The organism is Micromonospora sp. AMSO12t (assembly GCF_008806585.1).
Lineage (GTDB): Bacteria > Actinomycetota > Actinomycetes > Mycobacteriales > Micromonosporaceae > Micromonospora > Micromonospora reichwaldensis.
Genome location: NZ_WAAS01000079.1, coordinates 1 through 25,931, shown reverse-complemented (window position 1 = coordinate 25,931; position 25,931 = coordinate 1). Strand labels below are relative to the sequence as shown.

General features: G+C 75.7%; 6 protein-coding genes. 1 reads left to right on the top strand and 5 read right to left on the bottom strand.

Annotation, left to right across the window (positions count from 1 at the left end; translation table 11 throughout):
• Both F6X68_RS14540 and F6X68_RS14535 read right to left on the bottom strand, forming a co-directional pair.
• Positions 1-8,613 (bottom strand): type I polyketide synthase (locus tag F6X68_RS14540; protein WP_151454784.1); only part of this gene is annotated, 8,613 nt, incomplete at its 3' end.
• 44 nt (positions 8,614-8,657) lie between these two features.
• On the bottom strand, positions 8,658-14,207 hold the full coding sequence (locus F6X68_RS14535; protein ID WP_151454783.1) for a type I polyketide synthase: 5,550 nt from the start codon (positions 14,205-14,207) through the stop codon (positions 8,658-8,660).
• Between the two features lie 284 nt (positions 14,208-14,491).
• Here F6X68_RS14535 and F6X68_RS14530 point away from each other — a divergent pair, with 284 nt between their 5' ends.
• Complete coding sequence (locus F6X68_RS14530; protein WP_151454782.1) at positions 14,492-15,253, top strand: thioesterase II family protein; 762 nt, start codon at positions 14,492-14,494, stop codon at positions 15,251-15,253.
• A 72-nt stretch (positions 15,254-15,325) separates the two neighbouring features.
• On the opposite strand, the gene F6X68_RS14525 is transcribed toward F6X68_RS14530, so the two are convergent.
• From F6X68_RS14525 to F6X68_RS14515, 3 genes are all read right to left on the bottom strand, one after another.
• Positions 15,326-16,213: a class I SAM-dependent methyltransferase gene (locus tag F6X68_RS14525; protein ID WP_132240759.1), complete on the bottom strand. Its 888-nt coding sequence runs from the start codon at positions 16,211-16,213 to the stop codon at positions 15,326-15,328.
• Between the two features lie 29 nt (positions 16,214-16,242).
• Positions 16,243-17,820 (bottom strand): bifunctional 3-(3-hydroxy-phenyl)propionate/3-hydroxycinnamic acid hydroxylase, encoded by a 1,578-nt coding sequence (locus F6X68_RS14520; RefSeq protein ID WP_151454781.1) that lies wholly within the window; start codon positions 17,818-17,820, stop codon positions 16,243-16,245.
• Between the two features lie 79 nt (positions 17,821-17,899).
• On the bottom strand, positions 17,900-25,931 hold an 8,032-nt coding region (locus F6X68_RS14515), incomplete at its 5' end, for a type I polyketide synthase (RefSeq protein ID WP_151454780.1).

The window sequence follows — 25,931 nt, the reverse complement described above, 5'->3', positions numbered from 1 at the left end:
CCCATCCAACAACCCCGGCAAATCCACCAAACCACCCCACCGCAACGGCACCTCCAAACCCACCACCCGACCCAAACCCCACACCGCAGCACCCAACACGTCGGTCAGGGGCTCCGCGTCGTCCACGGAGACCGCCCCACGGGTGAGCCACCAGAGCCGCCCCTGGACCTCCGTCGTGGCCAGCGCCTGCGCCACCGCCAGCGCCTCGACCACGCCCGCTCCGGCCAGCGACAGCAGCGAGACAAGCCCGGCGACCGGCTTCCCGGCCTCCACCGCTCCGGCCAGTCGGCGCGCGATCTCGTCCCGGTCCAGCGCGTCCAGCACCACCGGCACCACCTCGGCGCCCCGCTCCGCCAGCCCGGCCAGCAGCGGGTGGTCCTCCTGGCCGGGAACCATCAGCACCAGCCAGGAGCCGGTCAGGTTCTCGTTCCCGGTCACGTCCTGGCGTCGCCACACCACGCGGTAGCGCCAGGAATCCACGGTCGACTGCTGCTGTGCGGCCCGCCGCCACTGCGCGAGCTTCGGCAGGACCGCGCTGAACGGTTCGTCCGCGCCGACGCCCAGCTCGCCGCCGACCAGGTCGGGGTCGCCGGACTCGACGGCCGCCCAGAACCGCCCGTCGAGAGCCTCGCCGTGCGCGTCCCGGCGGGCCACGGGCGCCGCCTCGGGCCAGTACCAGGTGTGGTCGAAGGCGTACGTGGGCAGGTCGACCGCGTGCGGCCGGGCGCCGGTCTGACCGTGGTAGGCAGCCCAGTCGACCGGCACACCCGCCACCCACAACTGCCCCAACGCCGCCGTCACCGCGGCGACCTCCGACTGGTCCCGCCGCGACGCCGGAACCCGCCGCACCCCCGCATCCGCGACGATCTCCGCCACCATCGCCGTCAACGTCGCATCCGGGCCGACCTCCAGGAAGGTGTCCACCCCCTGCGCCCGCAACGCCACCACACCATCGGCGAACCGCACCGGCTGCCGCACGTGCCGTACCCAGTAGCCGGGATCGGTGACCTCTGCGGCGTCCGCCACCGCGCCCGTCACGTTCGACACGATCGGCACCCGCGGCGACCGCCAGTCGAGCCCCGCCACCACCGACCGGAACTCGTCCAGCATCGGCTCCATCAACCGCGAGTGGAACGCGTGACTGACCGCGAGGTCCTTCGTCCGCCAACCCCGCTCACGACAGGCCGCCACCACCGACGCCACCTCGGCGGCAGCACCCGACACCACCACCGACGTGGGACCGTTGACCGCCGCCACGTCGACCGCCGCACCCGCAGCGTCGATGATCTCCCGCACCACGGTCTCGGGCGCGCCGACCGCCGCCATCACACCGCCGGCGGGCAGCGCCTGCATCAACCGGCCCCGCGCCGCCACCAGGACACACGCGTCCGCCAGGGACAACATCCCCGACACGTACGCCGCCGTCACCTCACCGATCGAGTGACCCGCCAGATAGTCCGCCCGCACACCCCACGACGAGAACAACTCCCACAACGCCACCTCGACCGCGAACAACCCCGCCTGCGCGAAGACGGTCTGATCCAAGAGGCCGGCGTCGGCCGAACCCGCCTCCGCGAACACCACCTCGCGCAGCGCACGCGGCAGGTGTGGATCGATCTCCGCGCACACCTCGTCGAAGGACGCCGCAAAGACCGGGAACGCGTCATACAGCTCCCGGCCCATGCCCACGCGCTGCGAGCCCTGACCCGTGAAGAGCACCGCCCGGCGGCCCGCCGACACCACACCAGAGACCCGGCCCTCGGCCACCGCCGACAGGCCGGCGACCAGCTCGTCCGCGCCCGAGCCCCACACCACCGCGCGATGCTCCAGGGCGGCCCGGGTCGTCGCCAACGACCACGACACGTCCACCGGCGACAGGCCACGATCGCGCACGAACGACGCCAACCGCCCCGCCTGACCCGCCAGGCCCCGCTCGGAGCGTCCCGACACCATCCACGGCACCGGCAACCCGACGGCTGCGGCAGACGCCGCGGCGGGCTCCGGCTCCGCCTGTTCGATGATCACGTGGGCGTTCGTGCCGGAGATGCCGAACGACGACACGGCCGCTCTGCGCGCGCGGCCCACACCCGGCCACTCACGCGCCTGCGTCACCAGCTCCACGGCGCCCGACGACCAGTCCACGTGCGACGAGGGCTCGTCCACGTGCAGCGTCGCCGGCACGGTCCCGTACCGCATGGCCATGATCATCTTGATGACGCCCGCCACCCCGGCGGCGGCCTGCGTGTGGCCGATGTTCGACTTCACCGACCCCAGCAGCAGCGCGTCCCGGTCGTCGCGGTCCTGCCCGTACGTGGCGAGCAGCGCCTGGGCCTCGATGGGGTCGCCCAGCGTCGTGCCCGTGCCGTGCGCCTCCACGACGTCGACGTCGGCGACGCCCAGCCGGGCGTTCGCGAGGGCCTGGCGGATCACCCGCTGCTGCGAGGGGCCGTTCGGCGCCGTCAACCCGTTCGACGCGCCGTCCTGGTTGACGGCCGTGCCCCGCACGACCGCGAGGACCCGGCGGCCGTCGCGCCGCGCGTCCGACAGCCGCTGCACCAGCAACACGCCGACGCCCTCGGACCAGCCCGTGCCGTCCGCCGCGTCCGAGAACGACTTGCACCGGCCGTCGGGGGCCATGCCCCGCTGCCGGGAGAAGTCGATGAACGTCTCCGGGGTCGCCATCACGGTGACGCCGCCGGCCAGCGCCAGGTCGCACTCGCCCGACCGCAGCGCCTGCACCGCCAGGTGCAACGCCACCAGCGACGACGAACACGCCGTGTCCACCGTCACCGCCGGCCCCTCGAAGCCGAACGAGTACGCCACCCGGCCCGACAACACGCTGCTGGCGGTGCCGACGCCGAGGTAGCCGTCGAGGGCCTCCGGAACGTCGGCCAGCCCGGCGGCGTGGTTGTGGTACATCATGCCGGCGAACACGCCGACGGGGCGGCCCCGCAGCGCGAGCGGGTCGATCCGGGCGTCCTCGATGGCCTCCCACGAGGTCTCCAGCAGCAGCCGCTGCTGCGGATCCATGGCGAGCGCCTCGTGCGGCGAGATCTTGAACAGGTCGGCGTCGAAGTCGCCGGCGTCGGCCAGGAAGCCGCCCTCGCGGGCGTAGCTGCTGCCCCGGCGCGCGCCGGACGGGTCGTACAGGTCGTCGACGTCCCAGCCCCGGTCGGCGGGGAAGCCGGTGATGCCGTCCCCACCGGCCACGAGGAGGTCCCACAACTGCTCGGGGCTGCGTACGCCGCCCGGGTAGCGGCAGCTCATGCCGACGATCGCGATCGGCTCGTCGAGCGCCGCGACGGCGGCGACCGGGGCCGGCGGCGCACCGGCGGCGGTCCCGGTCTCGGCGTCCAGGTGCTCGGCCAGGGCGAGCGGGGTCGGGTGGTCGAAGACCAGGGTCGCCGGCAGGCGCAGGCCGGTCACCGCGCCCAGCCGGTTGCGCAGCTCGACGGCGGTCAGCGAGTCGAAGCCCAGCTCGGTGAACGGGCGTCCGGCCTCGACGGCGGCGGCGTCGGCGTACCCCAGCACCGCCGCGACCTGGTCGAGGACGAGCCGCAGCAGGGCCGCGGCGCGCTCCTCGCGGTCGAGCCCGGCCAGCCGTTCGGTCAGGGCGGCGGTCTCCGCCGGGCCCGACCGGGCGGCGCGACGCCGGGGCGCGCGGACCAGGCCGCGCAGGACCGACGGCAGGGTGCCCGCCTCGGCCTGGGCGCGCAGCGCCGGGCCGTCCAGCGCCATCGGCACCGTCGTGGGCAGGCCGGTCAGCAGAGCGGCGTCGAAGAGCGCGAGGCCGTCCGCCTCGGGAAGCGGCCGTACGCCCGCGCGGGCCAGCCGGTCGGTGTCGGCCCGGTCGAGGCCGGCGGTCATGCCGCCGCCCGACTCGACCCACGGCCCCCAGGCCAGGGAGTGTGCGGGGAGGCCCGCGGCCCGCCGCCGGTGGGCGAGCGCGTCCAGGAAGGCGTTGGCCGCCGCGTAGTTGGCCTGGCCGGGGCTGCCGGTCACGCCGGCCGCCGACGAGTAGGTGACGAAGAGCGCGAGGCCGTGGGCGGCGGTCAGCTCGTGCAGGTGCGCGGCGGCGTCCACCTTCGGCCGGAGCACCTCGTCGAGGGACTCGGCGGTGAGCGAGGTCAGGGTGCGGTCGGCCAGCACGCCGGCGGTGTGCACCACGCCGGTCAGCGGGTGCGCCGGGTCGATCCGGTCGAGCAGCGCGGCGAGGGCGTCGGGGTCGGCGGCGTCGCACGCCTCGACCGTCGCGGTGGCCCCCAGGTCGGCGAGGTCGGCGAGCAGGTCGGCGGCGCCGGCCGCGGCGGGCCCGCGCCGGTTGGTCAGCACCAGGTGGCGGACCCCGTGCCGGGTGACCAGGTGGCGGGCGACGAGCGCGCCCAGGGCACCGGTGCCGCCGGTGACCAGCACCGTGCCGTCCGGGTCCAGCGCCGGCGCCGGCGCGTCGGGTTCCGGGGCGGCGACGAGCCGGGGCACCCGGACCACGCCGTCGCGCACCGCCGCCTGCGGCTCGTCGGCCGACAGCAGGCCGGCGAGGGCGGACGCGGAGCTCTCCTCCTCGTCGAGGTCGACGACGAGGAACCGGCCGGGGTGTTCGGCCTGGGCGGACCGGAGCAGGCCCCACACGGCGGCGCCGGCCAGGTCGGCGACGTCGGCGTCGTCGTCCACGGCGACGGCGCCGCTGGTGAGGACGACCAGCCGGGACCCGCCGGTGTGGCGCTCGGCGGCGAGCCAGCCCTGGAGCACGGCGAGGACCTCGGCGAGCAGGTCGTGGACCGGGCCGGGGCCGGTCGCGGCGGCGCCGGCCACCGGGTACAGCACGACGTCGGGCACCCCCGCGTCGCAGAGCGCGTCGAGGTCGGCGTGCCGGGCGGCGGTCACGCCGGGCGGCAGCGGCGCGGGGCGGTCGCCGAGCACCGCCCAGGTCGTGCCGTCGGGCGCGCCCACGCCGCCGGCGTGCCGGGGCCAGTCGAGGCGGAACAGCGAGCGACGCCACGGGGACCCGCCGGAGGTGAGTTCCCCGGCCGGCAGGGGCCGCAGCACCAGGGAGCCGACCCGGGCGACGGGTTCGCCGGCGGCGTCCGCGACCAGCATGGCCACCGTGTCCGCGCCGGTGGGGGTCAGCCGTACCCGCAGCGTGTCCGCGCCGTGGGCGGACAGCGTCACGTCCGACCAGGCGAACGGCAGCCGGGCCTCGCCGGGGTCGACGATGCCGAGCCCGACCGCCTGCACGGCGGCGTCGAGCAGCGCCGGGTGCAGCCCGTACGCGCCGGCCTCGTCGGCCGCCGGCTCGGGCAGCGCCACCTCGGCGTACACGTCGGTGCCGACCCGCCAGGCGGCGCGCAGCCCCTGGAAGGCGGGGCCGTACGCGAACCCGGCCCGCGCCGCCCGCCCGGTCAGCTCCGACACGTCCAGGGCGGTGGCGCCGGTCGGCGGCCAGTCCGCCAGCGTGGCGCCGCCGTCCTCGTGCGCCGGGGCGAGCAGGCCGGTGGCGTGCCGGACCCACAGGTCGTCGGTGCCGGAGCGGCGGGCGTGGACCGTCAACTGCCACGCCTCGCCGCCGGCACGCTCGGCGGCGACCTGCACGTCGACGCCGCCGGTCTCCGGCAGCACCAGCGGCGCCTGGAGGGTCAGCTCGGCGAGCCGGTCGGCGCCGACCTCCGCGCCGGCGCGCAGCGCCAGCTCCACGAAGCCGGTTCCGGGGAAGAGCACCACGTCGCGTACGGCGTGCTCGGCCAGCCAGGGCTGGCTCTCCACCGACAGCCGGCCGGTGAGCGTCACCTCGTCGCCGTCGGCCGAGCGGAACACCGCGCCGAGCAGCGGGTGGCCGGTCGGGGTCAGTCCGGCGGCGGTCACGTCGGCGGCCTGCGGCAGGGGCAGCAGCCAGTAGCGCTCGCGCTGGAACGCGTACGTCGGCAGGTCGACCGGCACGGGCGGGCCGTCGAACAGGGCCGCCCAGTCCACCGGCACGCCCCGGGCCCAGACGGTGGCGGCGGCGGCCAACGCGGTCGCCGCCTCGTCGTGGTCGGCGCGCAGCATCGGGGCGCACACCGCCTGGTCCGCGCCGACGATCTCCTGGGTCAGCGCGGAGAGCACCCCGCCCGGCCCCACCTCGACGTACGCGCCCACCCCGAGTTCGCGCAGGGTGGCCACGGCCGCCTCGAAGCGGACCGTGTCGCGGACGTTGCGCAGCCAGTACGCCGGGGAGCGCACCTCGTCGGGGTCGAGCACCTCGCCCGTCACGGTGGAGACCACGGGGATCCGGGGCGCGGCGAAGGTCAGCTGCCCGAGCACGTCGCCGAACGCGTCGAGCATCGGGTCCATGCGCGCGGAGTGGAACGCGTGGCTGACCCGCAGCCGCCTGGTGTTGCGGCCGAGGGCCGCGAAGTGTGCGGCGACCGCCAGCACGGCGTCCTCGTCGCCGGAGACGACGACGGACTCCGGGCCGTTGACGGCGGCCAGGCCGGCGCCGGCCGCCTCGCCGGCGGTGTCCAGGTGCGCGTGCACCTCCGCCTCGGTGGCGCGGACCGACACCATCGCCCCGCCGGTGGGCAGGGCCTGCATCAGGGTGCCCCGGGCGGCGACCAGGCGCGCGGCGTCGGGCAGCGACAGCACGCCGGCGACGTGCGCGGCGGCCACCTCGCCGACCGAGTGGCCGGCCACGAAGTCCGGCACGACGCCCCAGGACTCGACGAGCCGGTAGGCCGCCACCTCGACGGCGAACAGCGCCGCCTGGGCGTAGCCGGTGCGGTCGAGCACCTCGGCGGGACCGTCGAGCACGGCGCGCAGGGGGCGGTCGAGGTGCCTGTCCAGTTCGACGCAGGCGGCGTCGAAGGCCGCGGCGAAGACCGGGAACGCCGCGTACAACTGTCGGCCCATGCCGACGCGCTGGGCGCCCTGCCCGGTGCAGAGCACGGCGACGCGGGTGGGGCTGGCGACCCCGCGCCGCACGGACGCCGCCGGGACGCCGTCGGCGAGCGCGCCGAGCCCGGCGACCAGCTCGTCCCGGTCGGCCCCGAGCAGCACCGCCCGGTGTTCCAGGACGGACCGGCCGGCGGCCAGGGCCCGGCCCACGGCGGCCGGCGCGGCGTCGGGGTGCTCGGCGAGCCAGGAGCGCAGCCGGTCGGCCTGGGCGCCGAGCGCGGCGGCGCTGCGCGCGGAGACGACCCACGGCAGCGGGTCGGGTCCGGCAACGGCGTCGGTGCCGGCGGCCGGCTGCGGGGCGGGCGGGGCGGCCTCGACGATGACGTGGGCGTTGGTGCCGCTGACGCCGAAGGAGGAGACGCCGGCCCGCAGGGGCCGGGAGCCGCGCGGCCACGGGCGCGGCTCGCGGAGCAGGCTCACCGCCCCGGCCGACCAGTCGACGTGCGGGGACGGCTCGTCGACGTGCAGGGTCCGCGGCAGGACGCCGTGGCGCATCGCCATGACCATCTTGATCACGCCGGCGACGCCGGCCGCGGCCTGGGTGTGCCCGAGGTTGGACTTGATCGAGCCGAGCCAGAGGGGCTGGTCCTCGGCCCGGTCCCGGCCGTACGTGGCGAGCAGCGCCTGCGCCTCGATGGGGTCGCCGAGGCGGGTGCCGGTGCCGTGGGCCTCCACCGCGTCCACGTCGGCCGGGGAGAGTCGGGCGTTCGCGAGGGCCTGGCGGATCACCCGCTGCTGGGACGGGCCGTGCGGCGCGGTGAGGCCGTTGGAGGCGCCGTCCTGGTTGACGGCCGTGCCACGGACGACGGCGAGCACCGGGTGGCCGTTGCGCTGGGCGTCGGAGAGCCGTTCCAGCAGCAGCAGGCCGGCGCCCTCGCTCCAGCCGGTGCCGTCGGCGGCGGCGGCGAAGGACTTGCAGCGCCCGTCCGGGGACAGGCCGCGCTGGCGGCTGAAGCCGACGAACGTGTCGGGGCTGGACATGACGGTGACACCGCCGGCCAGCGCGAGCGTGCACTCGCCGGAGCGCAGGGCCTGCACGGCGAGGTGCATCGCCACCAGCGAGGACGAGCAGGCGGTGTCGACGGTCACCGCCGGGCCCTCGAACCCGAAGGTGTACGCGATGCGGCCGGAGACGACGCTGCCGTGGTTGCCGGTGCCGACGAACGCCTCGACCTCCTCCGGCACGCCGTTCAGCCGGGAGACGTAGTCGTGGTACATGACGCCGGTGAAGACGCCGGTGCGGCTGCCCTTGAGCGAGTCGGCGGCGATGCCGGCCCGCTCGACCGCCTCCCAGGCGACCTCGAGCAGCAGCCGCTGCTGCGGATCCATCGCCAGCGCCTCGCGGGGGGAGATGCCGAAGAACCCGCCGTCGAACTCGCCGGCGTCGTGCAGGAAGCCACCCTCGCGGGTGTACGACTTGCCGTGCGCGTCCGGGTCCGGGTCGTAGAGGTTCTCCACGTCCCAGCCCCGGTCCGCGGGGAACGGCGTGACGGCGTCGACGCCGGACTCGACCAGCCGCCACAGGGCCTCGGGGGTCCGCACCCCGCCCGGGTAGCGGCAGGCCATCCCCACGATCGCGATCGGCTCGTGGTTCTGCTCGTCGACGGCCCTCAGGCGTTCGCTGGTCTCGTGCAGGTCAGCGGTGACGCGCTTGAGGTACTCGCGGAGCTTGGCTTCGTTCGCCATCGGGTTGATCACCTGTCGCTAAGGGGCAAGCGGCGGACTCGTGGTCAGGATCGGCCGAACTTCTGGTCGATGAAGTCGAACAGCTCGTCGTCCGAGGCCTCGTCGAGGGCCTGGCTGACGTCGGCCAACCGATCGGTGGCGTCGCTCCACCTGGTGACCAGCGCCCGGAGGCGGACCGCCACGGCGGTCCGCGTCTCGTCGTCGCCGGCCAGTCGTTCCAGCTCCTCCGGCCCGGTCGCGGCGAACGCGGCCTCCAGCCGGTCCAGCTCGGCCAGCAGGCCCGCCTCGGGCGCCGGCGGGGCGGCGTCGACAAGCAGGAAGTCGGCGAGGGCGGCGGGCGTGGGGCAGTCGAAGATCAGGCTCGCCGGCAGCCGGATCCCGGTGAGGGCGGTCAGCCGGTTACGCAGCTCCACCGCCGTCAGCGAGTCGAAGCCGAGGCCGGTGAACGTCTGCCCGGAGGGCACGACGGTGGCCGGCGGGTAGCCGAGCACCTCGATGACCTGCGCCTTGACCAGGTCCTCCACCAGCCGGCCGCGCTCTGCCTCGGGCGTGCCGGCCAGGCGCTGCGCGAAGGACGGTCCGCCGCCGTCGCCGCCGGCGACGACGCGCCGCCGGGCCCGGACCAGGCCGCGCAGCGGCGCCGGGAGCTGGCCGGCGTCGGCCTGGCGGCGCAGCGCGGCGGGGTCGAGCAGCGCCGGCACCAGGTGGGGGCGGCCGCCGCGCAGGCTGGCGTCGAAGAGGCGCAGCGCCTGGTCGGTGTCGAGCGGGCTGAGGCCGTTGCGGCTCATCCGCTGCCGCTGGGCGGCGTCGAGGGCGCCGGTCATTCCGCTGTCGGCGGCCCAGAGCCCCCAGGCCAGGGAGGTGGCGGCGAGGCCCGCGGCGCGCCGGTGCTGGGCGAGGCCGTCCAGGAAGGCGTTCGCGGCGGCGTAGTTGCCCTGCCCGGGGCCGCCGAGAACGCCGGCGACCGACGAGAAGAGGACGAACATCGCCAGGTTCCGCCCCCGGGTCAGCTCGTGCAGGTGCCAGGCGGCGTCGGCCTTGGCGGAGAGCACGGCGGACATCCGCCCGGGGGTCAGCGCCGAGATCACCGCGTCGTCGAGGACGCCGGCGGCGTGGACCACGCCGGTGAGCGGGTGCTCGGCGGGGACGTCGGCCAGCAGTGCGGCGAGGGAGTCCCGGTCCGCCACGTCGCCGGCCACCAACCGGACCTGCGCGCCCAGCGCGGTCAGCTCGGTCAGCAGCTCCGCCGCGCCGGGGGCGTCCGATCCGCGCCGGCTCACGAGCAGCAGCCGGCGCACCTTGTGCGTGCTGACCAGGTGCCGGGCCAGCAGGCCGCCGAGGGCGCCGGTGGCCCCGGTGACCAGGACCGTCCCGTCGGGGTCGAGGTCGGCGCCCAGCGCCGGGTCGAGGACGGCGGGCGTGAGCCGGGGTGCCAGCACCCGCTCGTCCCTGACCGCCAGCTGGGGTTCGCCGGTGGCGACCGCGCGGGCCACCAGGTCCACTGTGCCGGGCTCCGGTCGCCGCGCCTCGTCGAGGTCCACCAGCACGAAGCGGCCGGGGTGTTCCGCCTGGGCCGAGCGCAGCAGGCCCCAGACCGCCGCGCCGGGGAGGTCGGTCGTGCGGCCGGTGTCGCCGGCGGGGACGGCCCCCCGGGTCAGCACGACCAGTTGCCGCTCCGCCAGCCGGTCGTCGGCGAGCCAGCCCTGCACGGCGGTCAGCACGGCGGCGAGCCGGGTCCGGGTGGCGGCGGGGACCGGGGCGCGCTCGTCGTCGGCGTACGCGGCGAGCAGCACCAGCTCCGTGTCGAGCAGGCCGACGTCGACCGCGTCGGCCAGCTCGGCGAGCCCGTACCGGGCGAGTGCCGCCAGGTCGGACGGGGCGTCGCCGAGGAGCACCGCGCCAGCGGTCGCCGGGGCGCCCGCCGGGACGCTCTGCCAGGCGACGTCGTACAGGGAGTCGACGCCCGCGTCGGCGCCGCGTACCTGCTCGGCGGTCACGGAGCGGGAGACCAGGGAGCCGATCCGGGCGACGGGGGCGCCGGCCGGGTCGGTCAGGGTCAGGGTGACCCCGCCGCCGCTGCGCCGGGCGCGTACCCGCAGCGTGGTCGCGCCGACCGCCGAGAGGGTGACGCCGGTCCAGGCGAAGGGCAGGCGTACGCCGGACGCCTCCTGGTCGGCGTCGAGCAGGCCGACGACGTGCAGGGCCGCGTCCAGCAGGGCGGGGTGGATGCCGAAGCCGGCGACCTCGGTGCCGTCGGGCACCGCCACCTCGGCGCACACCTCGTCGTCGGTACGCCAGACGGCGCGCAGGCCACGGAAGAGCGGGCCGTACTCGACGCCCAGGCGGGACAGCTCGGTGTAGACCTCGTCGACCGCGACGGCGGTGCCGGACGTGGGCGGCCAGGGCCCCGGCTCGGCCCCGTCGGGCTGCGGTGCGGCGGGTGCGAGGACGCCCGCCGCGTGGCGGTCCCACTCCCCGTCCGGGTCGGCGGCGGCCCGCGAGTGGATGGTGACCGGCCGGCGTCCCTCCTCGTCCGCCGTGCCCAGCTTCACCTGCACCGACCGGGCGTCCTGCCCGGTGAGCGCCAGCGGCGCCTCCAGGGTCAGCTCGTCGAGGGCGTCGCAGCCGACCTGCGCGCCCGCGTGCAGGACCATCTCGACCAGGGCGGCGCCGGGCACCACGACCGAGTCCCAGACGACGTGCTCGGCGAGCCACGGGTGGGTACGCGCGGAGAGTTCGGTGCCGAAGAGCCGTACGTCGTCGTCGGCCACGCGTACGGCGGCGCCGAGCAGCGCGTGGTCGACGGGGCGGACGCCGAGCCCGGGCGCGCCCGCGCCGCCGTCGGTGGTGTTGAGCCAGTAGCGCTGGTGGTCGAAGGCGTACGTGGGCAGGGCGACCGTGCGGGGGCGTGCCCCGGCAGCGGTGAGGTATCCGGTCCAGTCGACGTGGCCGCCGGTGACGTACCGCTCGGCGAGGGCGGTGCGCAGCGTGTCGGGCTCGGGGTGGTTGGCTCGCAGCGTGGCGGTGAACCGGACGTCGCCGGTCGCCTCGACGCAGTCCTGGGCCATCGCGGTGAGCACGGCGTCGGGGCCGACCTCCAGGAAGTGCGTCACGTCCTGCTCGTGCAGGGTCCGTACGGCGTCGGCGAACCGCACGGGCTGCCGCACGTGCCGCACCCAGTAGCCGGGATCGGTGATCTCTGCGGCGTCCGCCACCGCGCCCGTCACGTTCGACACGATCGGGATCCTCGGCGGCTGCCAGTCCAGCCCCGCCACCACCGACCGGAATTCGTCGAGCATCGGCTCCATCAGGCGGGAGTGGAACGCGTGACTGACCGACAGCTCCTTGACCCGCCAACCCCGCTCACGGGCGGTCGCCACCACCGGGGCCACCTCGCCGGCGGCACCCGAGACCACCACCGACGCGGGACCGTTGACCGCCGCGACGTCCACCGCCGCACCCGACGCCCCGATCAGCTCGGCGACAGCCTCCTCCGACGCGCCGACGGCCGCCATCACGCCGCCGGCCGGCAACGCCTGCATCAACCGGCCCCGCGCCGCCACCAGCGTGCACGCGTCCGCCAGGGACAACACCCCGGACACGTACGCCGCCGTCACCTCACCGATCGAGTGACCCGCCAGGAAATCCGCCCGCACACCCCACGACGACAACAACTCCCACAACGCCACCTCGACCGCGAACAACCCCGCCTGCGCAAAGACGGTCTGATCCAGCAGGCCGGCGTCAGCCGAACCCGCCTCCGCGAACACCACCTCGCGCAACCCGCGCGGCAGACGCGGATCGATCTCCGCGCACACCGCGTCGAAGGACGCCGCGAAGACGGGGAACGCGTCGTACAGCTCCCGGCCCATGCCGGCGCGCTGCGAGCCCTGACCCGTGAACAACACCGCCCGGCGGCCCGCCGACACCACACCCGATACCGCCGGCCCGCCCTCGGCGACAGCCGACAGGCCGGCGACCAGCTCGTCGACGTCCGAGCCCCACACCACCGCGCGATGCTCCAGCGCCGCCCGGGTCGTCGCCAACGACCACGACACGTCCACCGGCGACAGGCCACGATCGCGCACGAACGACGCCAACCGCCCCGCCTGACCCGCCAGAGCACGCTCCGAGCGACCCGACACCACCCACGGCACCGGCAGCCCCAGGGGGCCCGCCGCAGGTTCCGCCTCGATCTCGGGATCGGTCTCGGGTTCCGGCTGTTCCAGAATCACGTGGGCGTTCGTGCCGGAGATGCCGAACGACGACACACCCGCCCGACGGGGACGCTCCACCGCCGGCCACTCACGCGTCCGCGTCACCAGCTCCACGGCACCGGACGCCCAGTCCACGTGCGACGACGGCGCGTCCACGTGCAGAGTCGCCGGCACCACACCCGTCCGCATCGCCGAGATCATCTTGATGATCCCGGCCACCCCGGCAGCCGCCTGCGTGTGACCGATGTTCGACTTCACCGACCCCAGCAACAACGGCGCATCCCGGCCCTGCCCGTACGTCGCCAGCAGGGCCTGCGCCTCGATGGGGTCGCCCAGCGTCGTGCCGGTGCCGTGCGCCTCCACCACGTCCACGTCGGCCGTGGACAGACCCGCACTCGCGAGGGCCTGCCGGATCACCCGCTGCTGGGAGGGGCCGTTCGGCGCCGTCAACCCGTTCGACGCGCCGTCCTGGTTCACGGCCGTGCCGCGTACCACCGCCAGGATCTGGCGGCCGTCGCGTTGCGCGTCCGCCAGGCGCTGCACCAGCAGCATTCCGACGCCCTCGGCGAGCGCCGTGCCGTCCGCCGCGTCGGCGAACGCCCGGCACCGGGCCACCGGGGAGAGGTTGCCCTGCCGGGTGAAGTCGACGAACACCGCCGGGGTGGGCATCACCGTCACGCCGCCGGCCAGGGCGAGGTCGCACTCGCCCGACCGCAGCGCCTGCACCGCCAGGTGCAACGCCACCAGCGACGACGAACACGCCGTGTCCACCGTCACCGCCGGGCCCTCGAACCCGAACGAGTACGCCACCCGACCCGAGGCGATGCTGCCCGCGTTGCCGAGACCCAGGTAGTCCTCGACGCCCGCCGGCGGGGTCTCCGGCGGGTGGGCGTACCCGCTGTGGGTCATGCCGGCGAAGACCCCGACCCGGGCGCCCCTCAGGCTGGTGGGGTCGATGCCCGCCGACTCGACGGCCTCCCACGAGGTCTCCAGCAGCAGCCGCTGCTGCGGGTCCATGGCGAGGGCCTCGCGCGGCGAGACGCCGAACAGCCGGGGGTCGAACTCGGCGGCGTCGGGCACGAAGCCGCCCTCGCGTACCGAGGAGGTGCCCGGCCGGGAGCGCTCGGGGTCGTAGAGCGCGTCCAGGTCCCAGCCACGGTCGGTGGGGAAGGAGGCGATGGCGTCGCCGCCGGCCGCGACGAGGTCCCACAGCTCCTCGGCCGTGCGTACGCCGCCCGGGAACCGGCAGCCGGTGCCGACGATCGCGATGGGCTGCTGCGCATCGGCCTCGACGTCACGGAGCCGTTGCCGGGTCCGCCGCAGGTCGGCGGTGACTCTCTTCAGGTACTCCCGGAGCTTGTCTTCGGTGTCCATCAACCCAGCCCATCGCGATTCACGGCGGAGACTCGACGTAAGCGACGGTACGAATGCGCAGAAGTCTCAGGCGACACCTGTATCTGTCGTTCGGCTCGCTCGGCCGAGAGCCACGCAGATCCCCATCTGCGGGGAGAAGTTATTGGGTGTGCGCGAGCGCGGACAACCCCTAACCAGGCAACGGGCCAGCTAGGGGTGTCCGGTCCCCACCCGTCGCACTAGCGTCGCCTCGACCGGGTCCGTGCAGATCCGGTCGGGAAACGCAGCCGCTGGAAGGACCGCCAAGGATGACCACGCCAAATACCGACAACGGCTTGTGGGTGCGACGCTTCCACCCGGCTCCGGGTGGCGCCAGGCGGTTGGTGTGCCTGCCCCACGCCGGCGGGTCGGCCAGTTTCTACTTCCCCGTCTCCCGCAGCCTCTCCCCCGCCGTCGAGGTGCTGTCGATCCAGTACCCGGGCCGGCAGGACCGCCGCCACGAGAAGTGCATCGGTGACATCCACCAGCTCGCGCGGGAGGTCTTCACCGTGCTGCGGCCGTGGCTGGACGAGCCGGTGGCCATCTTCGGGCACAGCATGGGGGCCAGCGTCGGCTTCGAACTCGCCCGGCTGATCGAGCAGGACGGCGGTACGGCGGCGCACCTGTTCGCGTCCGGACGCCGTGCGCCGTCGCAGGCGCGGCACGAGACGGTGCACCTGCTCGACGACGAGGGCCTGCTGGCCGACGTCCGGAAGCTCAGCGGCACCAACTCCGCCGTCCTCGGGGACCCGGAGATGCTGCGGGCCGCGCTGCCGGCGATCCGCAGCGACTACCGGGCGGCGGAGACCTACACCTACCGGCCGGGTCCGCCGCTGAGCTGCCCGATCACCGTCTTCACCGGCGACGACGACCCGAAGACGACGGTCGAGGAGGCCCGGGCCTGGTCGACCCACACCACCGGGCCGTTCGACCTGAAGGTCTACCCGGGCGGGCACTTCTTCCTGGCCGAGCACCAGCCGGCGGTCCTGCGGGCCATCTCGACGGCCCTGACCGCGGCGCCCGCCGTCTGATCCCACGCACGGACGAGGGGCCCGTCCACCGGTGTCACGACCGGTCGGCGGGCCCCTCGTCCGTGCGGGGCGTCACCGCTTGTGGCCGACCGCGATCACGTAGTCGAGCTGCGCCATCTCGCGCTTCATGAGGTCCTGGTTCTTCCAGTGCGCGGCCATGCTCTTGCGTACTGCGGGCTTGACGACGGCGCGGAACTCGGGGTCGTTGGTCCGTCCCGCCATGTACGCCCGCCAGCCCTCCCAGGTGCGCTCCTTGATCGAGTGCACCTCCGGGTTGGCGAAGCCGGCCTCGACCAGCTCCTGCCGGTACGTGTCCCGGTCGTGCCAGTTCTCCTTCGGGATGCTGAACTTGACGAAGCTCAGCGGGCCGGACTGGATGGCCGCGCGGACGACGTCTCCGCTGACCGGGATGATGTCGGCCGTGGCCAGCACGCCACCCGGGCGCAGCACCCGCAGCGCCTCGGCGAAGAACGCGCTGCGCGGGTAGAAGTGGAAGGCCGACTCCAGGGCGACGACCCGGTCGAAGGTGTTGTCCTCGAAGGGCAGTTCGGTGGCGCTGCCCAGCCGGAAGTCGGTGCGGTCCGCGAGGCCCTCCTCCTGCGCCCGGCGCTGCGCCGCCTCGACGTGGTGCGGGGTGATGTTGAGCCCGTACACCTTGGCGACCCGGCGCTCGCGCAGCCACTTGAAGTCCTGGTCGGCGTAGCCGAAGCCCACGTCGAGGACGGTGTCGTCCGGCTTGAGCCCGGCGGCGTCGGCCAGCTTGTCGGCCAGCGCCTCGGCGGCCGTGTCGAGGTCGGTGACGCCGTCCTCCCAGTAGCCCACGTTCATGTAGTGCGTGCGGCGGGCCGCGAACTCGACGTCGGGCGACTGGATCTCGTAGAAGCGCCGGACCCGGGTGATGGGGTCGGCGGTGAAGACCGTGCGGATCGCCCGGCCGGCGATCTTCAGGTTCTCGAACATGTGGGTTCCTTCCGAGGGGTGGATGCCGATCAGCCGCGCCGGACCTGCTGGCGCAGGTCCTCGACGAGCGCGGGCACACCGGCCGGGTCGGCTGCCGTGCCGAATACGTAGAAGTCGGGCCGGACGAGCACCGCGACGGCGTCGTACCGCTTGAGGTGGGACAGGTACACGTCGTCGAGGTCGAAGGCGGTCGGCGCGGCGCCGGGCCCGGGGGCGGGCGCGCCGGCGGGGACGACCCGGACGACCCGGGCGTCGAGCGAGTCCAGGATGGCCCGGGCGTCCGCGTCGAGCAGGTCGTCGGGGTCCTCGGCGCAGACCAGGACGAAGCCGGTGCCGACGACCTCGTCGAAGAGCCCGGTGCGCCCGTCGACCTCGACGCGGCCCTGCGGCATCGGCACGCCCGCGCCGGCCGCCGGGGCCTCTGCCGTACGGGCGTGCAGGACCCCGCCGACCAGGGGTTCCAGCAGGGAGCGGGTACGCGGCCGGGAGGTGCGTCGGCGCAGTTCGGCGAGCATGACGGAGTCCCGGCCGGCGGCGGCGGTGCGGTCGGTCTCGCAGATCACCGTGCCCGAGTCCATGGACATCCGGATGGCGTGCTGCACGTGCGCGCAGCGCTCCTCCTGGTAGGTGTCCAGCAGCGCCTCGTCGGCCAGGCCGCGGTGCACCAGGTCGAGCTTCCAGGCGAGGTTGAGGGCGTCGCGGAAACCCGAGCTCATGCCCTGCCCCATGAACGGCGGCATCACGTGCGCCGCGTCGCCGGCGATCAGGATCCGGTTGGACCGCCAGTGGTCGGCCGAGCACGCCTGGGTGGTGTAGACGCCGTACCGTTCCAGGGTCGCGTTGTCGGGCGTGATGTCGAAGAGGCCGAGCAGCCGCCACACGCTCTCGACGGTCTCGAACTCCTCCCGGCTCTCCCCCGGCACCCGCATGAACTCCCACCGCCGGTGCCCCGGGCCGGCCGACACGGCCGTGCGGGGGCGCGCCGGGTCGCAGACCTGGAGGTTGTTCGGCTTGAACTCGCGGGCCTCGTGCGGCACGACGTCGCAGACCAGCCAGTCGTACGTGAAGCCGAGGTCGGTGACGCCGCTGCCCAGGTGTTCCCGGACGAAGCTGTTGGCCCCGTCGCAGCCGACGACCCAGCGGGCCGCGTGGACCTCCTCGCCCTCCGGGCCGGCGATGGTGACCTCGACCCGGTCGTCGTGCTCGACCAGGCCGGTCACCTGGTACGGGCGCAGCACCGTCACGCCCGGCAGCTCCGCTCCCCGTTCGGCGAGCAGCGCCTCCAGCCCGGGCTGGTAGAAGGAGACCGAGTCGGGCCAGCCCATCGGGCCGTCGCCGGTGACCTTGACGTGCAGCAGGGTCCGGCCGAAGCCGTTCTTGAAGGTGTACTCGCCCGACGACTCCACCACCGGTCCGAGCCGGTCGGCGACGCCGGCGGCGGCCAGGATGCGGCTCGCCTCCCCGTCGTACGAGACCGCGCGCGGGAAGTTGTACGGGGTGGCCCAGCGCTCGACCGCCGTGACGGTGAGCCCTCGCTGCGCCAGCAGGATCGTGAGCATCTCACCGACGGGGCCGTAGCCCACGATCAGGACGTCGGTCATCAGCATCGGTATCGGTTCCTCGGGGGTCGGTCGGACACGGTGTCGGAAGGGACGGCTCGCGCCGTGCGGGGCGGCCGGACGGCCATCAGAGACCGAGTTCGGAGTCGATGAGGTCGAAGAGGTCGTCGTCGCTGGCCAGTTCGAGGTCGAGGTCGGGATCGCCGCCCGAGCCGGCGCGCATCGTCCGCCACTTGGCGATGAGCACCTCCAGCCGGGACCCGATCTGGGCGTGCAGCTCCGCCTCGACGCTGGCCTCGGTCAGCGAGCGTTCCAGGTTCTCCAGGTCCGTGAGGACCGGCGGAACCTCCGGGCCGGTGTCCGGCGCCAACTGCGACACCAGGAACGTGGCCAGCTCGTTCGGGTCCGGGTAGTCGAAGATCAGCGTGGCCGGCAGGCGCAGACCGGTCGCCGTGGTCAGCCGGTTGCGCAGCTCGACGGCGGTCAACGAGTCGAAGCCGATCTGGCTGAACGCCCGGCCCGGGGCGACCGCCGCGCGGCTGCCGTGCCCGAGCACGCTCGCCGCCTGCTCCCGTACCAGGTCGACCACCAGGGTGTGGCGGTCGGGCCCGGCCAGGGCCGCCAGTTCGTCGGCGAGGGTGCGCCCGCCGCCGGTCGGGGCGCTCGACCGGGCGCTCGGCCGTTCCCGCCGCATGAGCCCGCGCAGCAGGGCCGGGGGCCGCTCGACCCGCTCGCCGAGCGCGGCGACGTCGATCCTGGTCGGCACGAGCACCGGCTCGGCCAGCCGCAGGCCCGCGTCGAACAGGGCCATCCCCAGGTCGGACGGGATCGCGAGCTGCCCGTCGCGGGCGGTGATCCGGGGGTCGGTCCGGTCCAGCTTGGCGGTCATCTCGCTGGCCTGCTCCCACAGTCCCCAGGCGAACGACCGGCCCGGCAGGCCCTCGGCCCGGCGCGCCAGGGCGAGCGCGTCGAGGAACGCGTTGGCCGCCGCGTAGTTGGCCTGACCGGGTACGCCGAAGACGCCCGCGCCGGAGGAGAAGAGCACGAACCCGGCGAGGTCGAGGTGGCGGGTGAGCTCGTGCAGGTGCCACGCGGCGTCGAGCTTCGGCGCGAACACCGTGTCGACGCGCTGCGGGGTGAGGGCGGTGACGATCCCGTCGTCGAGCACCCCGGCGAGGTGCACGACCGCGGTCAACGGGTGCCGGGCCGGTACCGCGTCCAGGACCCGGGCCAGGCTGTCCCGGTCGGCCACGTCGGCCGCCACGACCGTGGCCTCGGCGCCCAGGGAGCGCAGTTCCGCGATCGTCTCGGCCGCGCCAGGGGCCCGCTCGCCGCGGCGGCTGACCAGCAGCAGCCGCCGTACGCCGTGCGTCTCGACCAGCCGCCGGGCGACCAGCCCACCCAGGGTTCCGGTCCCGCCGGTCAGCAGCACGGTGCCGTCGGGGTCCCACGCCCTGGGCATGGTGAGCACCACCTTGCCGACGTGCCGGGCCTGGCTGACGTGCCGGAACGCCTCCGGCGCCTGGCGGACGTCCCACACCTGCGTGGGCAGCGGGGTGAGCGTCCCCCGCTCGAAGAGCCCGAGCAGCTCGACGAGCATGCGCTGCACCTCGTCGGGGTCCTCCAGGGTCAGGTCGAAGGCGGTGTAGGCCACCCCCGGGTGGTCGGCGGCGACCTGGGCGGCGTCGCGGATGTCGGTCTTGCCCATCTCGATGAACCGCCCGCCGCGCGGCAGCAGCCGCAGCGAGGCGTCGACGAACTCGCGGGCCAGCGAGTCCAGCACCACGTCGACGCCCCGTCCGCCGGTGGCCTCGGCGAACCGGTTCTCGAAGTCGAGGGTCCGGGACGAGGCGATACGGTCCTCGGCGACGCCCATCGAGCGCAGGGCGTCCCACTTGGCGGGGCTGGCGGTGGCGTAGACGTCGGCGCCGAGGTGCCGGGCGAGCTGCACGGCGGCCATGCCGACGCCGCCGGCCGCCGCGTGCACCAGCACCGACTCGCCCCGGCCGAGCCCGGCCAGGTTGACCAGGCCGTGGTACGCGGTCAGGAAGACCACCGGCACGGAGGCGGCCTCGACGTACGACCAGCCGGCCGGCATCGGGGCCAGCAGGCGGCGGTCGGTGACCGCGACGGGCCCGAAGCAGCCCACGAAGACCCCGAACACCCGGTCGCCGGGGCGCAGGTCGGTCACCTCGGCGCCCACCTCGACGACCTCGCCGGCGCCCTCGCCGCCGAGCGGCCCCGCGTCGCCCGGGTAGAGGCCGAGCGCGTTGAGCACGTCGCGGAAGTTCAGGCCGGCGGCGCGGACGCGTACCCGGACCTCGCGGGGGCCGAGAACGGCGTCGGCGGCGTCGGTCGGGACCAGGGTGAGGTTCTCCAGGCTGCCCCGCACCGGCGCGTCCAACCGCCACGCGGCGGCGGGCGGCGCGGCGAGTTCGCCCGCCGAGCCGGCCCGCGCCAGCCGTGGCACGTACGCCGTGCCGCCCCGGATCGCGGCCTGCGGCTCGTCCGCCGCCAGCACGGCGGCGACCTGGTCGGGGCCGATCCCGTCGCCGTCGACGTCGACGATGACGACCTGGCCCGGGTTCTCCGACTGGGCGGAGCGCACCAGGCCCCACGCCGCCGCGGCGGCCGGGTCGGTCACCTCGCCGGCGTGGTGCACGGCCACCGCGCCCCGGGTCACCAGCAGCAGCCTCGACGCCGCCCAGCGGGGCTCCGTGAGCCAGCGCCGGACGAGGTCGAGGGCGCGGACGGCGGCGTGCCGTGCCGCGCGGGGGGTGGGCTGCGCGGGTTCCGCGTCGAGCGGCACGAGCACGGCCCCGGGCAGGGTCAGTCCCGCGTCGACGGCGTCGGCGAGCCCGTCCAGCCCGGGGTGCAGCCCGAAGCCGTCCAGACCGGGCGCGACGGCCACGGCGTCGACCGGGGTGGCCGCGTCGGCCGGCGGCAGCGGCGTCCAGTCGAGCCGGAACAGCGCGTCGCGGGTGGCACGGTCGTCGGTGACGGCCAGCTCGGCGGCGGAGATCGGCCGCATCGTCAGGGCGGCCACCTCGGCCACCGGGGCGCCGGTCGGGTCGGCGACGGTCAGCGCGATGGCGTGCGGTCCCACCTGGGTCAGCCGTACCCGCAGGGCGGTCGCCCCGGTGGCGTGCAGGCTGACGCCGTTCCAGGCGAACGGCAGCAGGAGCCGGCCCGCCCCGGCCCCGGCGAGGCCGCCGAAGTGCGCGGCGTGCAGGGCGGCGTCGAACAGGGCGGGGTGCAGGCCGTACCGGTCGGCGTCGACCCGTGCGGCCGCCGGCAGCTCCACCTCGGCGTAGACCTCGTCGCCGCTGGTCCACACCGCGCGCAGGCCCTGGAACGCCGGCCCGTACGCGTAGCCGTCGGCTGCCAGGCCGGCGTAGAAGCCGGTCAGGTCGACGGGGCGGGCGTCGCGCGGCGGCCACGTGGTGGGCTGCGGCGACGCGGCGGGCTGGTCGGCGGAGAGGGTGGCGCTGGCGTGCCGGGTCCACGGCCCCGCGGCCGGGCCGTCGGCGGGGCGGGAGTGCACGGTCACCGGGCGGCGTCCGTCGTCGCCGCCCGCGCCGACCGTCACCTGCACCTGGGTCGCGCCGTCGGCGGGCAGGGTCAGCGGGGCCTCGATGACCAGTTCGTCGAGGACCGGGTGGCCGATCTCGTCGCCGACGCGGAGGCAGAGTTCCACCAGGCCGGTGCCGGGCACCAGCACGCTGTCGGAGACCCGGTGGTCTGCCAGCCACGGCTGCGCGTCGGTCGACAGCCGCCCGGTGAACAGGTGGCCCCTCGTCTCGGCCAGCGCGACCGACGCCCCGAGCAGCGGATGCCCGGCGGCGTCCAGGCCGGCGGCGCCGACGTCGCCGGGGCCGGAGACGGGCCGGGGCCAGTAGCGGCGGTGGGCGAACGCGTACGTGGGCAGGTCGACCCGCCGGCCGCCGGCCAGCGCGGGCCGCCAGTCCACCGCGACCCCGCACACGTGCAGCTGGGCCAGGGAGAGCAGGAACCGCGCCCGGTCGCCCTGGTCGCGCTGCACCGAGCCGACCACCACGCTCTCGCCGTCGTGGTCGGCGAGGGTCGCCTCGATGCCCACGGTGAGCACCGGGTGCGGGCTGCACTCGACGTACGTGTCGTGGCCCTGCTCGGCCAGCGAGCGGATCGCCTGTTCCAGCTCGACCGGCTGCCGCAGGTTGCGGTACCAGTAGTCCGGCCCCATCTCCTCGCCGTCGAGCCAGCGCAGGTCGGTGGTGGAGAAGAGCGGCACGGCCGCCGGGCCGGGGGCGATGCCCGCCAGCACCTCGGCCAGCTCGTCGCGCAGGCCCGCCACCTGGGCGGAGTGCGAGGCGTAGTCGACGGCGATCCGCCGAACCCGGGCCTGCTCGCCGGCCAGTTCGGCGAGGAGTTCCTCCACCGCCTGCGGCTCGCCGGACACCACGACGGCGGCCGGCCCGTTCACGGCGGCGACCGAGATCCGGTCGCCGAACCGGGCGATCCGGTCGCGGACCGTGTCGGCGGGGAGCGCGACGGAGGCCATCGCCCCGTGTCCGGCCAGGGCCCGCAGCGCCCGGCTGCGCAGCGCCACCACCCGGGCGGCGTCGGGCAGGGAGAGCACCCCGGCGACGCAGGCGGCGGCGATCTCGCCCTGCGAGTGGCCGACGACGGCGGCCGGCTGCACGCCGTAGGAGCGCCACAGTTCGGCCAGCGACACCATCATCGCGAACAGTGCGGGCTGCACCACGTCGACCTCGTCGAGGCCGGGCGCGCCGGGCACCTGACGCAGCACGTCCAGCAGCGACCAGTCCAGGTACGGCCGCAGCGCCGCGTCGCAGGCCGCCATCCGCTCCGCGAACACGGGGGCCTGGTCGAGCAGGTCCAGTCCCATACCGAGCCACTGGGAGCCCTGCCCGGGGAAGACGAAGACGCACCGGCCGACGGGACGGGCCTCGCCCCGCGTCACCGCAGGGTCGGGCCGGCCCTCGGCAAGCGCGTCGAGGGCGGCGGCGACCTGGTCCGGCGACGCGCCGACCAGCACCGCCCGCGAGTCGAAGGTGCTGCGGCTGGTGGCCAGCGACCAGGCCACGTCGAGGGGCCGCTGGTCGGGCCGCTCGGCGAGGTGTTCCCGCAGCCGCAGGGCCTGCCCGGCGAGCGCCTCCGGGGTACGCGCGGAGAGCAGCCACGGCAGCGCGTACGCCTCCGTCGGCGTGGCTGCGGCGTCAGCGTCCGGGGCCGACCCGGCGACCGCCTCGACGATCACGTGGGCGTTGGTGCCGCTGATGCCGAACGACGAGACACCGGCCCGCGCCGGCCGGTCCGCCGCGGGCCACGGGCGGGCCTCGGTGAGCAGCTCCAGCGAGCCCGACTCCCAGTCGACCCGCGAGCTGCGGCGCTCGGCGTGCAGGGTGCGGGGCAGCCGGCCGTGCCGCATGGCGAGGACCATCTTGAGCACCCCGGCGACGCCGGCCGCGGCCTGGGTGTGCCCGAGGTTGGACTTGACCGAGCCGAGCAGCACCGGCGGGGTACCGGCCGGGCGCTGCCCGTACGTGGCGAGGATCGCCTCCGCCTCGATGGGGTCGCCGAGCGACGTGCCGGTGCCGTGCGCCTCGACGACGTCCACCTCGGCGGCGGTCAGCCCGGCGGCGCCGAGCGCGGCCTTGATGACCCGCTCCTGCGACGGCCCGTTCGGGGCGGTCAGCCCGTTGGACGCGCCGTCCTGGTTGACCGCCGAGCCGCGGACCACGGCCAGCACGGGGTGGCCCCGGCGGCGGGCGTCGGAGAGGCGCTCCACCACCAGCATCCCGACGCCCTCGGACATGCCGAAGCCGTCGGCGTCCTCGGCGAACGCCTTGCACCGCCCGTCGGCGGCGAGACCACGCTGGCGGCTGAACCCGGTCAGCCCGGCCGGGGTGGACATCACCGACACGCCACCGGCCAGCGCCAGGTCGCAGTCGCCCTGGCGCAGGGCCTGCACGGCCAGGTGCAGCGCCACCAGCGACGCCGAGCAGGCGGTGTCGACGGTGACGGCCGGCCCTTCCAGCCCGAGCGCGTACGCGACCCGGCCGGAGAGGACGCTGCCGGCCGTACCCGTGAGCAGGTGCCCCTCGTCGGCGGTGACCTCGCCGTCGTCGGAGACCACGCCGGGGGCGATCCGGTCGCCGTAGTCCTGGCCGTGGGTGCCGGCGAAGACGCCGGTGCGGCTGCCCCGCAGGGTGACCGGGTCGATGCCGCCGCGTTCCAACGCCTCCCAGGAGGTCTCCAGCAGCAGCCGGTGCTGCGGGTCCATCGCGAGGGCCTCGCGGGGGCTGATGCCGAAGAACGCGGCGTCGAAGTCGGCGATCCCGGTGAGGAACCCGCCGGCCCGCACGTACGTCCGGCCGGCCGTGCCGGGCACCGGGTCGTAGAGGTCGGCCAGCGGCCACCCCCGGTCGTCGGGCAGGTCACCGATGACGTCGGCGCCCGCGTCGAGCAGCCGCCACAGCTCCTCCGGGGAGCCGATGCCGCCGGGGAAGCGGCAGGCCATCGCGACGATGGCGACCGGCTCGTCCAGGGCGACGGTGCTCGCGTCGGTGACCTCGGTGGCGGCGGTGCCGAGCAGCCGGGCGTGCAGGTGCGCGGCGAGCAGCTCCGGGGTGGGGTGGTTGAACACGGCGTGCGGGGCGAGCCGGACGCCGGTGACGGCGGTGAGCCGGTTGCTCAGCTCCACGGCCATCAGCGAGTCGAAGCCGAGTTCCTTGAACGGGCGGCGCGGCTCGACGTCGTCGGGGCCGGTGTGCCCGACCACGGTGGCGCACCGGGTGCGTACGAGGTCCAGCAGCAGGGCGGCGCGGTCGGGTTCGGCCAGCTCGGCCAGCCGGTCGGCGAAGCCCTTGGCGGAGGCGGGCGCCGAGTCGGCGTTGACGGCCCGACGGGGCGGTGGGGGCAGCAGCGCCCGCAGCAGGGCGGGCACCTCGCCGGAGGTCCGCACGGCGGCCAGGTCGAGCCCGATCGGCACCAGCGTCGCCCGGTCGACGCGCAGGGCGGCGTCGAACAGCGCCAGCCCGGCGGCCGTGTCGAGGGGACGGGTGCCGCCCCGGGCGAGCCGGGCCAGGTCCGCCGGGGTGAGCCGGCCGGCCATCCCGTCCTGCGCGGCCCACAGCCCCCAGGCCAGGGCGGTCGCCGGCAGGCCCTGGGCGCGGCGGTGCGCGGCGAGCGCGTCGAGGAACGCGTTGCCGGCCGCGTAGTTGCCCTGGCCGGGGCTGCCGAAGGTGGCGGCGGCCGAGGAGAAGAGCACGAACGCGGCCAGGTCGAGGCCGGCGGTCAGCTCGTGCAGGTGCCACGCGCCGTGCACCTTGGACCGCAGGGCCCGCTCCCAGCGGCCCGGGTCGAGGTCGGTGAGCAGCGCGTCGTCGGTGGCCCCGGCGGCATGCACGACGGCGACGAGCCGGTCGGCCAGCGGGGCGACGACCTCGGCGAGCGCCGCCCGGTCGGCGACGTCGGCCGCGACCACCCGGACGATGACGCCGGCGTCGGTCAACGCGTCCGTCCAGTCGCCGGCCCGGCCGGTGCGGCTGACGAGGACCAGCTCGGCGACGCCGTGCACGGTGGCGAGGTGGGTGGCGACGTGCCGGCCGACGCCGCCCGTGCCGCCGGTCACCAGCACGGTGCCACCGGCCAGCGCCGGAACCGGCGTACCGGCCGGGGGCGGTTCGACGGGGTGGAGCCGGGGCAGCAGGACCCGGCCGTCGCGGACGGCGATCTCGGGCTCGTCCCCGGTGACGGCCAGCGCCGCCCGGACGGTCGCGTCGTCGGTGGCGTCGAGGTTGAGCAGCAGGAACCGGTCGGGTTGTTCGGCCTGGGCGACCCGGACGAGCCCCGCCACCGGGGCGTGCACCGGGTCACCGTCGCGGACGGCGAGGGCCAGGCGGGTGGTCTCCGCGCGGGGGTCGACCAGCCAGCTCTGGAGCACGCCGAGCACGGCGAGGCCGACGGCGTGGGCACGGTCGGGCACCGACCGGCCCGGCTCGCCGTCGCCGACGCGCAGCACCAGCAGCGGCGGCAGCGGCCCGTCCGGGGGTGTGCCGTCGGCGAGCGTCCAGGAGGGCGCGGGCGTCGCCGGGAACGCCGCGGGCGACCAGTCGACGGCGTACAGCCCGGCGGGGGCGGGCGGGGGCGCCGGC